This is a genomic window from Kluyvera sp. CRP, assembly GCF_019930565.1.
Lineage (GTDB): Bacteria > Pseudomonadota > Gammaproteobacteria > Enterobacterales > Enterobacteriaceae > Kluyvera > Kluyvera georgiana_A.
Genome location: NZ_CP082841.1, coordinates 4,858,576 through 4,871,671, shown reverse-complemented (window position 1 = coordinate 4,871,671; position 13,096 = coordinate 4,858,576). Strand labels below are relative to the sequence as shown.

The 13,096-nt window shown below is 60.2% G+C and carries 11 protein-coding genes; all 11 read right to left on the bottom strand.

Going from position 1 to position 13,096, the window contains the following annotated elements; translation table 11 throughout:
* Nucleotides 1-10: 10 nt before the first annotated feature.
* Nucleotides 11-2,023 (bottom strand): sigma-54-dependent Fis family transcriptional regulator, encoded by a 2,013-nt coding sequence (locus K7B04_RS23070; RefSeq protein ID WP_223803105.1) that lies wholly within the window; start codon nucleotides 2,021-2,023, stop codon nucleotides 11-13.
* Nucleotides 2,024-2,138: 115 nt separating this feature from the next.
* Entirely contained in the window at nucleotides 2,139-2,552 is a 414-nt protein-coding gene (locus K7B04_RS23065) for a formate hydrogenlyase maturation HycH family protein (RefSeq protein WP_223803104.1), read from the bottom strand.
* Nucleotides 2,545-3,309, bottom strand: a complete 765-nt coding sequence (locus tag K7B04_RS23060; protein WP_163446582.1) for an NADH-quinone oxidoreductase subunit B family protein — start codon at nucleotides 3,307-3,309, stop codon at nucleotides 2,545-2,547. Before K7B04_RS23060 ends, K7B04_RS23065 begins: the two co-directional genes overlap by 8 nt.
* Nucleotides 3,306-3,854, bottom strand: a complete 549-nt coding sequence (gene hyfH, locus K7B04_RS23055) for a hydrogenase 4 subunit H (protein ID WP_163446583.1) — start codon at nucleotides 3,852-3,854, stop codon at nucleotides 3,306-3,308. Before hyfH ends, K7B04_RS23060 begins: the two co-directional genes overlap by 4 nt.
* 11 nt (nucleotides 3,855-3,865) lie before the next feature.
* Nucleotides 3,866-5,584 carry a hydrogenase large subunit gene (locus K7B04_RS23050; RefSeq protein ID WP_163446600.1) on the bottom strand — a complete coding sequence of 573 codons (1,719 nt, stop codon included), beginning with the start codon at nucleotides 5,582-5,584 and terminating at the stop codon, nucleotides 3,866-3,868.
* Nucleotides 5,571-7,163, bottom strand: coding sequence for a hydrogenase 4 subunit F (locus tag K7B04_RS23045; RefSeq protein WP_163446584.1), 1,593 nt, complete (start codon nucleotides 7,161-7,163; stop codon nucleotides 5,571-5,573). Before K7B04_RS23045 ends, K7B04_RS23050 begins: the two co-directional genes overlap by 14 nt.
* Nucleotides 7,164-7,166: 3 nt before the next feature.
* A complete protein-coding gene (gene hyfE / locus K7B04_RS23040) occupies nucleotides 7,167-7,817 on the bottom strand; it encodes a hydrogenase 4 membrane subunit (RefSeq protein WP_163446585.1) in 651 nt (216 codons plus the stop codon).
* 11 nt (nucleotides 7,818-7,828) lie between these two features.
* Complete coding sequence (locus K7B04_RS23035) at nucleotides 7,829-9,268, bottom strand: hydrogenase 4 subunit D (protein WP_223803103.1); 1,440 nt, start codon at nucleotides 9,266-9,268, stop codon at nucleotides 7,829-7,831.
* A 16-nt stretch (nucleotides 9,269-9,284) separates the two neighbouring features.
* Nucleotides 9,285-10,232 (bottom strand): respiratory chain complex I subunit 1 family protein, encoded by a 948-nt coding sequence (locus tag K7B04_RS23030; RefSeq protein ID WP_223803102.1) that lies wholly within the window; start codon nucleotides 10,230-10,232, stop codon nucleotides 9,285-9,287.
* 10 nt (nucleotides 10,233-10,242) lie between these two features.
* The gene (gene hyfB, locus K7B04_RS23025; protein ID WP_223803101.1) at nucleotides 10,243-12,264 is read right to left on the bottom strand and encodes a hydrogenase 4 subunit B; all 2,022 of its coding nucleotides are present in this window, start codon (nucleotides 12,262-12,264) and stop codon (nucleotides 10,243-10,245) included.
* Nucleotides 12,264-12,866: a 4Fe-4S dicluster domain-containing protein gene (locus tag K7B04_RS23020; RefSeq protein WP_167575269.1), complete on the bottom strand. Its 603-nt coding sequence runs from the start codon at nucleotides 12,864-12,866 to the stop codon at nucleotides 12,264-12,266. The genes hyfB and K7B04_RS23020 overlap by 1 nt, the downstream gene beginning before the upstream one ends.
* Between the last annotated feature and the right edge of the window lie 230 nt (nucleotides 12,867-13,096).

Genomic DNA, 13,096 nt, shown 5'->3' with positions numbered 1-13,096 from the left:
TCCTGCCTGTCTATAAGACATCGCGTGGTGAGATACCTAAACGCTGCATGCGCGAGAGCAGCGTGGTGCGCTTCATCCCCAGCCTGTTCGCCGCTCCTCGCGGCCCGGCGACAATGCCGTTGCTTTCCCGTAGCGCCTGCACAATAACGCGTCGCTCTTCGTCGTCGTTTTCCGGCGGCCCGGGATGCAGCATTTGCTGTACCGGGTTGACCGCGGGCGGTTCGACGTTCTTAAACGTTGGCAACAGACGCGTTGATTGCTGAGTCAGGTGCAGGTTCAGGGTGGTGTCGCGCGTCAGTAAGACGGCGCGCTCAATCACGTTCTCCAGCTCCCGCACGTTGCCGGGCCAGTCATAGGAGACCAGCTGTTCGAGCGTCTGTGGCGAAATATTGTCGATGGTGCGGTTCATGCGCAGGGCGAGCTTGCGGGTAAAATATTTTGCCAGCAGCGGAATATCTTCCGGGCGCTCGCGCAGCGGCGGAAGCTCAAGAGGAAAGACGTTCAGACGATAGAAGAGGTCGTCGCGGAACTCGCGGTTATCGACCATCTGGCGGAGGTCGCGGTTGGTGGCGGCAATCACTCTGACGTTAACGTTGATGGTGCGGCTGCCGCCCAACCGCTCAATCTCTCGTTCCTGCAGCACCCGCAGTAGCTTAGGCTGTAGCTCCAGCGGCAAATCGCCGATTTCATCCAGAAACAGCGTCCCGCCGTCGGCGATTTCAAACCGCCCCTTGTGGGTGTTGATGGCGCCGGTAAACGCCCCTTTATCGTAGCCGAAAAGCTCGCTCTCCAGCAGGCTGGCGGGAATTGCCGCGCAGTTGATTTTGATCAGCGGTTTATCGTGACGGTTGCTGAGCTGATGTACCGCTCTGGCGATAATCTCTTTTCCCGTCCCGGTTTCGCCGCAAATCAGCACCGTACTGTCGCTTTGCGCGACGATATCGACCTGCTGCAACAGGTCGTGCATCGCCTGGCTCTGGTAAATAATATCGCCTACGCCCATGCTCGACAGCAGCTGCGCGCTCAGCTGGCTGTTCTCTTGCTTGAGGCTCTCTTTCAGCGCGGTCATGCTGCTCCAGGCATCGGCGTTATCGACTGCGATAGCGATGCGATCGGCAATCTGCTGTAGCAACGCGCCATTTTCGCGTTCAAACGGCGTCGTCGAGGCATGGGCGAGCAGCAGCACGCCCGGCGTGTGGTTGCCGAAGGTGAGTGGCAGCACCAGAATGTTGCTCAGGCCGCGGTGAGCCGCTTCGTAAAGTAACGGGTCGTTTTGCCAGCACTTGCTGTCATCCTGCTGATACAGCTGCGGTTGGTTCTGCGTCATTGCCTGAGTGAGGACCGGGCTCATCTCCTGCAAAATATAGTGCTGGCTTCTCGGCCCCTCTTCGCAGAACTCGGTATAGTGAACGCTGTGCTTTCCGGGCCTGCCGTTGTCACGCAGAATGATCCCGATGGCGCTGATGCCAAAATAGTGGTGAATCTCTCGCGCCACATCGCTCACCAGCTCCTCCATCTCCAGATGTGAGAGCACCGAGTTGGTGATATCGACCAGAATCTGGTGGTGGTCGCGCTCCTGGGCCAGCGTTTGCAGGCTGGCGCGCAGTATCTCCTGCTGCAGAAAATTTTCCAGCACCGGCCTTGCCAGCCGCGCCAGCCATGAAAAGAGTTGTGTATCCTGCGGCGTATACCGGCCGCCGTCGCTGCGAATAAAGCGCAGCTCCGCCATCAGCGCGTTGCTGAGTAAAATCATATGAATCGAGCTGTCGCTACACTCTCCCTGCCAGCCGTGGCTGCTGCAGGCCACGCTGCCATCATCAAAGCAGCGGTAATAAAAGCCGCTATCAATAAAATGCAGCTCGATAAGCTGAACCCGATTGAACGGCGGGGGCAAAGGAATAAACGCCCGCAGCAGCGAGGCTTTGTCGCTCTGCTGGCGGAGATGTTGTAGTACCGTATTCACTGATTCTTTTAATGACATACCCGGAAGCGGGGCGATATTAGCCTCGTCGAACTGAGTCATCCGCAATCCTTTTTACTGGTAGCGTGTGGCGCAAGGGGCGCGTCGCGGCTAAAAAATGAGCTTATAATAACCATGCTAACTATATTGTTATCTGTTTCACGTCTATGGCCTCGTGTCAGGCAATATGTCTGGCCAGCAGATAAATAGCGGGCTCATGGGCAATGTCGTCGAGCAGTGAAAGCATGTCTTTGCTGAATGCCTGCTGCGCGGACGAGGTATCGTCAGCCAGCGGGGCCAGCGCGTGCCGCAGCAGCGAGAGGTGGCTGGCGTCGATAATGATTTCACCGAACGTCAATACGCCCAGCATTTTGCGCTGTGCCTGTTCGTCTGCCAGCTGCTGCGCCCATTTGCGGTATTCGACCAGCGGGCAGCGTAGTGCCACCCGCAGGCAGTCAATGATGCCGACGTGATGGCCGATCGCCAGCGAGTAGTACATCACCTGACAATGCTGCTCCGGTAGCGTGGTGCTGCTGTCGATAAACTTTTGCCGTAGCGTCCAGAAGACGATTTCGCCATTTTCTTCAACCACGCTGGGCCTCCAGAATGCGTAAAAGCTGATGGACGATATCATTTAAGCGCGGATCGTCAGCCTGCTGCAGCCAGATGTCGACCAGCTCGCCGGAGGGATCTTCGCGTAGCGTATTAAACAGTCCGTTGCAGATTTCCGTTCCCTGACGATAGCCCGCCAGCCGCCGGGCTTCACGTTCGATGGCAATGCGCAGGGCGCTGGCTATCGACGGCTGGCGTAGCTGCGCGGGTTCAGCCGCGTTAACGCACTCCTCGGCGTGGATCTTCTGCTGCAACAGCCCCAGCGCGACGGCGAAACCGTGGATAGTGGCCGCCGGCGTTGGCGGGCAGCCGGGGATCCAGACATCTATGGGTACGATGGTGTCGCTGCCGCCCCACACGCAGTAGAGATCGTGAAAGATACCGCCGCTGATCCCGCACGCGCCGTAGGAAATACAGATTTTGCGATCGGGCGCAGCATGATAGGCGCGTAATGCCGGCATCCGCATCGCACGGGTCACGGCGCCGGTGAACAGCAGGATATCCGCATGACGCGGAGAGGCGACGACCTTAATCCCGAAGCGTTCAGCGTCGAACAGCGGTGTAATGGCGGAAAAAATCTCAATTTCACAGCCGTTGCAGCCGCCGCAGTCCACCCGGTAAACGTAGGCGGAGCGACGGATATCCTTGAGCAGCAGGCGCTTCATCGCCTGCGTCTGCTCGTCAATAATCAGGGGCTGGCTGGTATGATGCGGGTGTACAACCGGTGGCGTATTCATCGTTGCTCCTTATTCGAAAAGGAGAGTGTGAGCCCATCGCAGCCGGCGAGGGCCGCACGTTGCTTGCACTGGGGGCAAACCGCCGCCTGCTGACGCAGCAGCGACAGGTTGGCGGCATCTTTTTGCTGCTGTACCAGCAGCGCAACCGCCAGCGCGATGGATTTTTCCACCGTGAAAGGCCGTTGGCATACGCGACAGCGCTGTAGCGTAAAGCGTGCGCGGGTGTAGAGATCGTCTTTACGCAGCACCGTGAGTTCGAAGTTTTCCGACAGTCGGATGGCGTGCGTCGGGCAGACTTCCTCGCAGCGTCCGCAGTAAATGCAGCGTCCCAGATACAGCTGCCAGGTGCGGGTATCGCTTTGGGTGTCGGTTTCCATCGTCAGTGCATTGGCCGGGCAGGCGGTGACGCAGGCGGCGCAGGCGATACACTGCTGCGCATTCAGCTCTGGTTTCCCGCGAAAGCCGGGGCACACCTCCAGCGGGGCAAAGGGATATTTCACCGTTGCTTCGCCGGCGCCTACGATGGTTTTGAGTAATTTCAGCATCGATTCGGTCCTTACTTCAGCGGTGAGTGGCGACGTTCCCGCCCGTAGCGCTCAAGATCTTTGTACGGCACGGTTGTCTGCCTGCGCTTGTGCACATCGACCAGCGTGACGCGATCGGTGCAGGAGTAGCAGGGGTCGAGGCTGCCGATAATCAGCGGTGCGTCGGAGACCGTGTTGCCGCGCAGCATGTAACGCAGTACCGGCCAGTTGGCGTAAGTGGCGGCACGGCAGCGCCAGCGGAAGAGCTTCTGGTTATCGCCAAGCATGCTCCAGTGCACGTCTTCGCCGCGCGGCGCCTCAACGTAGCCGAGGGCAAAGGCGTGCGGTCGATAGCTGAATCCTTCGGTTAATAGCGGCGTATTGGGAAGGTTGTCGAGGGCAAACTCCAGCATCATCAGCGAATCGAAGGTCTCTTTTACCCTGACCATGACGCGGGCAAAAACATCGCCACTGTCCATGCTGAACAGGGTTTTCGGCAGGTTGCCGTAGTTGGCGTAAGGGTGATCGAAGCGCAAATCCCGCGCGAAGCCACTGCCGCGGATCAACGGCCCGACCGGGCTGTAATCGCGCGCTATCTGGCGGTCGAGGATACCGACGCCCTGGGTACGCTGCGCCATATTGGGCGTCGCCAGCAGGATCTCGACCAGATCGGACACTTCAGCACGCATTTCCCGCACCAGCTTCAGCGTTTGCAGACGCTGCTCTTTGAGAATATCCCGGCGTACGCCGCCAATCAGGTTCAGGCCGTAGGTTTTACGCGAGCCGGTGAGCAGTTCGGCCATGGTCATCGACTTTTCTCGTACGCGGAAAAACTGCATAAAGCCGGTATCAAAGCCGACAAAGTGGCAGGAGAGGCCAAGATTCAATAGATGGCTGTGCAGGCGTTCAACCTCCAGCAGCACTGAGCGGATAGCGTGCGCCCGAGGCGGCACGATAATCCCCAGCGCGTTTTCCACCGAACTGGCGTAAGCGACGCTGTGGGCGAAACCGCAGATGCCGCAGACGCGATCGGATAAAAACGTCACTTCGTTGTAGCCCATGCGCGTTTCCGCCAGCTTCTCCATGCCGCGATGGACGTAGAACAGGCGATAGTCGGCATCGACAATCCGCTCGCCGTCGACGAACAGACGGAAGTGTCCTGGTTCATCGGAGGTTATGTGCAGCGGGCCAATGGGAATAATACGCGCGTCGCGGTCGCCCTCGTTCACAAAGGGATAGCTTTCCGCATCGTCAGTGGTCTGCGGGCGCAGACGGTAGTCCATGGCGTCTTTCCGCAGCGGATGCATATCTTCCGGCCAGTCGTCCGGCAGCACCAGACGGCGTTGGTCCGGCAAGCCGACCGGGATCAGCCCGTACATATCGCGGATCTCGCGCTCGCCCCAGACGGCGGCGGGAACGCGCGGCGTGACCGAGGGAAACTCGCGGCTGGTCGCGTCCACCAGCGCTTTCACTACCACCCAGCACTTCTCTTCCCCCTCCATCGACAGGGCGTAATAGACCGCATAGTGACCGTTCAGCTCACGCTCATCGTTGCCGAACAGCACCGGCAGCCAGCCGTCGTGCTGATAGTAGAGAAAGTGGACGACCTCTGGCAGCAGGTGGGTTTTTACCGTGATGGTCAGCTGGCTGTGGGTCTGTCGCGCCGTCTCCAGCACCGCGCCGGGAAACTGCTGCTTGACTGCTGCAAGGTAAGCCTCGCCTCGCGGCGCCGAGTCATTAACGCTGTCCAGATAGATCACTTTTACTCTCCGATGCAGATGCGGTAGTTGCGGGAAAAAGGGATTGCCAGTGGCTAAGAGAAATGGGTTTGTCTGCCGACCCCGACAGGACGATGGCCGAGGCGTTCTCCAGCATGCGAGCAACCGGCTGTGGGATGCAGGTGCCCATGAGCAGCATCATGAAAAGCAGCAGCACCATTGGCGCGGTGGTCTGCCAGCCTAATTCGCCCCGGCTCACCGCCTCGGGCGGGCGAGCAAACAGCAGGCGGGCGATCATGCGAATCAGCCCGGCCAGCACCAGCGTCAGCAACAGGAGCAGCACAATGGTCAGCGCCACGTGGCCGCGAGCCAGCCCGGCGGTAACGGTCATAAATTCGCTGAGGAAAATGTTGAACGGCGGCATCCCGCCCAGCCCGAGCGCGCCGCCGGCCAGCAAGACGGCGCTGAGCGGCATAATTCTCAGCATCCCGCACACCACGTCGAGGTTGCGGGTGCCATACTTCAGCAGCACGTTACCCGAGCCGCAGAACAGCAGCGTTTTCGCCAGGCTGTGGTTGAGGGTGTGCAGCAGTGCCGCCAGCACGCCGAGCGGCCCGCCGATCCCCAGCGCCACCACGATAAGCCCCATGTTTTCCACGCTGGAATAGGCCAGCAGTCGCTTCATATCCTGCTGGACGAGGATAAACAGCGCGGCAACCGCCACCGACAGCAGGCCGAAGATCAGCAGCAGCCTGGCGGGAAGGCCGCTGTCGACCGCGTGGCTAATCAGGATGTAGTAGCGAATCAGCACCAGCAGCGCGCAGTTCAGCAGCACCGCCGACAGCAGGGCGCTGACCGGGCTTGGCGCCTCGCTGTGGGCATCCGGCAGCCAGGCGTGCATCGGGAAGAGGCCGGTTTTGGTGCCAAAACCGATCAGGATAAAGACAAAGGCCAGCAGCATCAGCGTGGGGTCGAGGCTGGCGGCATGTTTCAGCACTTCCGTCCACAGAATCGACTGTTCCGGGTCAGGCATGATGCTGACGGCGTTGGCATATACCAGCACGGTACCGAACAGGCCAAAGGCGACGCCGACGGTACAAATAATGATGTATTTCCACGCCGCCTCCAGCGATGAACGCTGGCCGTAAATGCCCACCAGAAACGCTGAACTCAGGGTGGTCGCCTCAATGGCCGCCCACATCACGATCAGGTTATTGCTGGTGACGACCAGCAGCATGGTAAACAGGAACAGGTGAAAAAAGCCGTAGTAGTGGCAGAGCGTGGCTGGCGAAATCTCGCCGTGTTCCACTTCATGACGCATATAGCCGATGGAGTACAGGCCGGTCAGAAAGCCGATAATGCCGAGGATGGCGAGAAACAGGCCGCTCAGACTATCAATATGCAGCCAGCGCAAAGGGGAGAATATCTCTCCCTCGTCGAGCGTGGTGGCGACCGTTAGCAGCGACACCGCCAGCAGCAGCGTGATGCCTGAGGTATGCAGCAGGGTGACGGCCCGATGTTGCCCGTCGCCGAGCCAGCGGCAGGCGAAGCAGAGCAGTGAAATAACCAGCGGCGCCAACAGCAGCGAGGTGAGCATGACAGAGTGACTCATTTGTTATCCCTTCAGCGCAGTCAGGTCGTTGGCGTCCAGCGTGCCGTGAGTGCGCCCTATTTTTCTTGCCAGCACCACCATCACCACGACGGCGAAAATGGCATCGGTCGCAATACCGATTTCCACCAGCTCAGGTGCGCGCCAGGCGAGCAGCGCCAGCACCAGATGCGAGCCGTTTTCCATCAGGCAGTAGCCAAAAATCTGCCGCAGGATGTTGCGCTGGCTGATGATGCACAGCAGCCCCAGCAGAAAATGCCCCAGCGCCACCGCCAGCGCCGGTTTTAGCGCGGCGGCCATTGGCAGGCGAACAGGCTGCACGACAAAAGCGCACAGTAAGACGATCAGCGCCGCCAGCAGCGCCATCGTCACCGGGCTGAAAAGCGTCTGTTCAGCGCGTACGGGTGCCATTTTTCGCAATGCATAGCCCATAATCAGCGGCACCAGCACCACCTTGGTAAGCAGGGCGCTGAAGGCCCACATCATCAACTGCTCGGCAGCGAAGGCCTGCGACAGGGTGAAAAAGAGGGTTACCAGCACCAGCGATTGCACGGCGTATAGCGCGCAGGAGAGGCGATAGGGTTTCGCGCAGATCACCAGCAGCGAGGTCAACATCATTAGTCCGGCCAGATTGTTGGTTAGCCATATTCCGGTCATTTTTAACCTCCTTATTGAAGCCAGCTGGCGGCGATGACGCTGGAAACCAGCGACATCACGATTAAGACAAGCAGCACCAGGCGCATCGACAGCGGCAGGGGCGCGGCGTGAACGACCTCTTCGCTCGCTTTGCCCGGCACCACCCGACCAAACCAGTAGATCAGCCAGCCGAAGCTGGCCACGGATTCGATCAGCACCAGCACCATGATGGGCAGCAGCAGCCAGTGCTGGCTGGAGAGGGCAAAACCGGCGGCGAAGAGCGGATATTTGCTAAAGAAACCGTTGAACGGCGGCACGCCGGTTATCGCCAGCGCCGCCACGCAGAAGCCGACGCCAACCAACGGCAGAGTGGTGAGCACCCCGTGCAGCCGAGGCAGCAGCCGTGTGCCGCAGCTATAGCTCAGCGCGCCAGCGACGAGGAAAAACAGACTCTTGGCGAAGGCGTGGTTGACGATGTAGGCGATGCCGCCGCTGAACGCGAGGGGGGAGCCGAAAACGGAGAGCGATAGCGCCAGAAAAATGTAGGCCAGCTGGGTGATCGTTGACCAGGCCAGCAGCCGCTTCATATCCTGCTGTAGTAGATACATCAGGAAGCCGTAAATCAGCGTGACCAGCGCCATAATGACGCCAACCCAGCCGATCGCCGTCGGCACGTTACCGCCGTCGAGAATGGCGCGGGCGAAAATGTAGACGCCCACTTTAACCATCGACGCGGCATGCAGATAGGCGCTGACCGGCGTCGGCGCTTCCATTGCATCCGGCAGCCACGCCTGGAGCGGCAGTTGGGCTGATTTTCCCCACGCGGCGAACAAAATACCGCCATAGACCAGATAGCGAGCATCGCCCTGTAGCTGGCTCATGGCGCTGAGCGCAAAGGTACCGGTTTGTAAAAACAGCGTGGCGGCGGCAAGGTACAGCCCCAGAGAAGCAAGATGGGTAATCAGCAGCGCCTTTAGCGCCGAACGTTGCGCCTTCTCACTTTGGTAGTAGCTAATCAACGCCCATGAGCAGCCGCCGGTGATTTCAAAAAACAGCAGCTGGCCGAGGATTGTGGCCGAGAGCACCAGCCCGGACATCGCGCCGATAAAGATCAGCAGAAAGGCGTAATAGCGATTGCCGCCATCGTGCGGATGCTCGCGGTTTTGCGCGGTGAGGTAGCCGGTGGAGTACAGCGCGACCAGCAGACCGAGGAACACGACGACGAACAGAATCAGCGTGCTGACGCGATCGATAACGAAACCGAACAGCGCGGTATCGCCAATGCTGGCGAGGGGAATTAGCGTGGCCGTTTTGCCGCTGCAATAAAACGTGGCGTTGAGCGCCAGCATCGCGAGGGTCGCTAACCCGGCAAACAGCGTGCCCAGCCTGGCTGCCTGCTTCTGCGGGGCCAACGACACGACCAGCGCGCCGATAAACGGCAGTAGCAGCGTCGTTAAAGCAAGATTTTCCATAGTGTAACGGTGCTCCTTACAGACCGGTTAGCCAGAAAACATACGACAGGGCGGCCAGGCTAAAACCGAGCCAGGTCAGATGGTGGGTCAGCAAAAAGCGGCCGCGGGCAAGGGCGTTTTCCACCACCGAGGCCAGCGCAAACAGCACCAGCACCTTCAGCAGCGTCACGACCAGCGACAGCAACAGGCTACCGACGCTGAGCGTGACGGCGCTGCCGAAGGGGAAAAAGAGGGCGATAAATAACGAGGCCATCACCACCTGTTTGAGCCCCAGCCCCCACTTCACCAGCGCCAGCCCGGCGCCGGAGTATTCTGTCAGCGGCCCTTCCTGTAGCTCCTGCTCCGCTTCCGCGACGTCAAAGGGGATTTTGCCCATTTCGATAAAGCAGGCGAACCCACAGGCCAGTAGCGCCAGCAGCGTTGCGACAGGCGAAACCCAGCCGTTTGCCAGCGCGTTGCTGATGATGGCGATATGGGTTGAGCCCGCGATCAGCGCCAGCACCAGAAGGGCAAGGATGAGCACCGGTTCGACCAGCACGCCCAGCGTTAACTCGCGGCTGGCGCCGAGCCCGGCAAACGGGCTGCCGGTGTCCAGCCCTGAGAGGGCGAAGAAAAAGCGAAATAGCGCCAGCAGGTAAATCAGGGTGATCAGGTCGCCGCTGCCGGTGAAAAGCGAGGCGCGGACAAAAAGCGGCAACGTCGTCGCCACTACCAGCATGCTGCTGAGCAGCACCCAGGGCATCAGGCGGAACATCAGCCCGGAAGAGGCGGGGGCAACCTCCTGACGTTTCAGCAGCTTGCTGATATCCCGGTAGTCCTGCCAGATGCCGGGCCCCTGGCGGGAGTGCATTCGGGCGCGAATCTGGCGCGAGACGCCGGTGAAAAAAGGCGTGAGCGCCAACAGTATCACCGCCTGAATCAGCGCCATAAGCAGCAGGCATCCGGTGGAAAGAGTGTGGGTCATCGTCATATCCTCAGACGCCAATGGTCAGTAGCAGGATCAGCAGCGCGGCGATCACATACAGGCAATAGAGTCGGAAATCGCCGCTTTGAAGATGCTGAACGATCAGCGCCAGCCGCTGCGTCAGACCAACGGTCGGGCGAATAATGCGCTCGTCCCAGAACGGCTCGGCGCGTCGTGCCGCTGACGTTGCGTGCGCCAGTCCGCGGGACATCGTCGGGGCTGGATCGCAGCGTTGACGCAGTTGATAAAGCGTGGAGAACATCACCCGCAACGGCTGGGTAACGCTGCTGGCTGAGGGCGCCATCGCGCTCTCCCAGCCGTAACCGCAGGCCCACGCATCGCCGCCGCGACGAAACGCGCCCCGGCTCGGGCGGTTTATCAGCCAGAACACGCCGGGAATGAGGGGCAGTGCGATAAGCAGCAGCAGAATGAGCGAAGGCGTCAGCAGGGTATCGTGCAAGCCGCCGGGTATCAGCGCGGCGCCCTGCGCGGCGGGCGGCGTGGCTGTCGTAATAAGTGAGGCGACAATCTGCATTATCTGGGGGGCAATCCAGACCGCGCCGACGCCGCTGAGGACGCAAAGCGCGGCCAATATCAACATGGCGGCGAGCATCGGCCACGGAACTTCGCGCGCCCGTTCCGCCGCTTCGCTACGCGCTGCGCCGCAGAAGCTGATGCCATAGACGTTGACGAAGCACATGGCCGCCAGCGCGCCGGCCAGCGCCAGCGTGACGATAGCGACAGGTCCGGCAAGGCGCAGCGCCACATCGCTGAAATGGGTCATGGCGAACAGCGATTGATAGATGTACCACTCGCTGACAAAACCGTTCAGCGGCGGCATCGCGGAGATCGCCAGGCAGCCGATGGCGAATGCTCCCGCGGTCCACGGCATGCGCTTCGCCAGTGCGCCCATCTGGTCCATATCGCGAGTGTGCATCCGCCAGATAATCGCTCCGGCGCCGAGGAACAGCAGTCCTTTAAACAGCGCGTGGTTGAGCACATGAAAGAGCGCGCTCAGCAGGCCAACGGCGGCAAGTACCGGCTGATGCAGCGCCAGGCCGATCAGACCGACGCCGACGCCGAGCAGGATAATGCCGACATTTTCCACCGTACTCCACGCCAGCAGGCGTTTTATGTCGCGCTCGGCCAGCGCGTACAGTACGCCAATAACCGCCGATATGGCGCCGACAGCCAGCACCAGTACCCCCCACCACAGCAAAATACCGCTATGGGACAGCAGGTCGATCGCCACTTTCAGCATGCCGAAAATACCGATTTTCACCATCACGCCGGACATCAATGCCGATGCGTGCGAGGGCGCTGCCGGGTGTGCGCGCGGCAGCCAGCTGTGCAGCGGCAGCATTCCTGCCTTGGCGCCGAAGCCGAGAAAGGCCAGCAAGAACACCGCGGAAGAGAGCGCCGGGGAGAGCGTCAGCGGGCGGAAGCTACTGAAATCGAGACTGCCGCTTTCTCGCCAGAGCAGGAAAAAGGCGATCATGATCAGGACGGAACCGGCGTGGGCGATAAAAAAGTAGAGCATCCCGGCGTGCAGCGATTCGTCGTTTTGCTCGGCGATGACTAAAAACCACGAGGCCAGGGACATCATTTCGAACAGCACGATAAACCAGAACGCGTTGTCCATGACCAGCAGGCCGACCATTGAAGCGATAAACAGGTTCATAAAGAACCCCATCGCCGCCGCCCCCTTTCCGAGGTATTCACGCATATAGGCCAGAGAATAGAGTGCGCAGACGCTGACCAGCAGCGAGATAACCAGCACCATAAACGCGCTGAGGCTGTCCATCCGCACGCTCAGGTCGGCGAATTCAAACGGGGTTGATACACGCCAGAAAAGGGTGGCGCCGTCATTGAGCTGACTAACGGCGCTGGCGATGCCCGCCAGGCCGCCCAGCAGGGCCGGGATGCCCGCGGCCTTGATGGCCAGCGCTTCTCGGCTGGAAAGCAGCAATGAAGCCAGGCCGCCCGCCACGTACAGCGTCAGGGAACATAACAGGAGTTGTAGGGCATCCATTAACGTTGATCCTGGAGAGGGGAAAGGGAGGGGAGCGACTCTGCCGCGAGCCGCTGCTGTTGTTTCGCCCGCTGCTGTAACGACGCTTCGGTGACGAGGTGCAGCGCCTGAGTGGCGCAGGCCTGTACGCAGGCCGGACCGGCGGGCAGGAAATAGCAAAGATCGCACTTCACGGCGACGGCTTTGATACCGACATCCCAGCGCAGCAGGGGATGAAGCTCGGGCGCGCTTTCTACCGTATTGTGCAGCGGCGTAGCAGGCTGATGCTGAAAGTGGGCTGGGGTACTTACCGGCTGGCTGCCGGAGGGCGTAATCGCGCCAAACGGGCAGACCAGCGCGCAAAGTTTGCAGCCGATGCACAGGCTCTCGTTGAGCTGCACGGCGCTATCAACGACGCTGATAGCACTCACCGGGCAGACATGCAGGCAGGGCGCGTCTTCGCAGTGGCGACAGAGAATGGGCGCGGTCTGCGTGGCGGTACGCGCCAGGGCAAGCCGCGGATGCTGTTGTAGCCCCTGCGTTTTATGCGCGTCCGCGCAGGCGGCAAGACAGGTATTGCACCCGATGCACCATTGCGGGTCGGCAATCACAAAGCGATTCATGACATTTCCTTGAGACAAAAGCGGAATCTGCATCGCCTAATGCATAAGTAATGCCAATTTTTAAAGTTGTTTTAAATCAATGTGATATGTGTTTTTCTCGCCTGAGGCCGAACAAAAGTGATGATGTCGGGAGAAAGGGGGCGGCGAAGGTTCGGCACTAGTGTCGGAAGGGAAAATGCGATGTGAGCTTGCTCACAAAAAGAAGGCGCCGGAGAACCGGCGCCGTGAGG

Bases quoted from the DNA above. Each gene is read 5' to 3' on its own strand.
- hyfB (WP_223803101.1), bottom strand. From the start codon at position 12,264: ATGGATGCCCTACAACTCCTGTTATGTTCCCTGACGCTGTACGTGGCG.
- K7B04_RS23035 (WP_223803103.1), bottom strand. From the start codon at position 9,268: ATGGAAAATCTTGCTTTAACGACGCTGCTACTGCCGTTTATCGGCGCG.
- hyfH (WP_163446583.1), bottom strand. From the start codon at position 3,854: ATGCTGAAATTACTCAAAACCATCGTAGGCGCCGGCGAAGCAACGGTG.
- hyfE (WP_163446585.1), bottom strand. From the start codon at position 7,817: ATGACCGGAATATGGCTAACCAACAATCTGGCCGGACTAATGATGTTG.
- K7B04_RS23045 (WP_163446584.1), bottom strand. From the start codon at position 7,163: ATGAGTCACTCTGTCATGCTCACCTCGCTGCTGTTGGCGCCGCTGGTT.
- K7B04_RS23020 (WP_167575269.1), bottom strand. From the start codon at position 12,866: ATGAATCGCTTTGTGATTGCCGACCCGCAATGGTGCATCGGGTGCAAT.
- K7B04_RS23070 (WP_223803105.1), bottom strand. From the start codon at position 2,023: ATGACTCAGTTCGACGAGGCTAATATCGCCCCGCTTCCGGGTATGTCA.
- K7B04_RS23030 (WP_223803102.1), bottom strand. From the start codon at position 10,232: ATGACCCACACTCTTTCCACCGGATGCCTGCTGCTTATGGCGCTGATT.
- K7B04_RS23060 (WP_163446582.1), bottom strand. From the start codon at position 3,309: ATGAATACGCCACCGGTTGTACACCCGCATCATACCAGCCAGCCCCTG.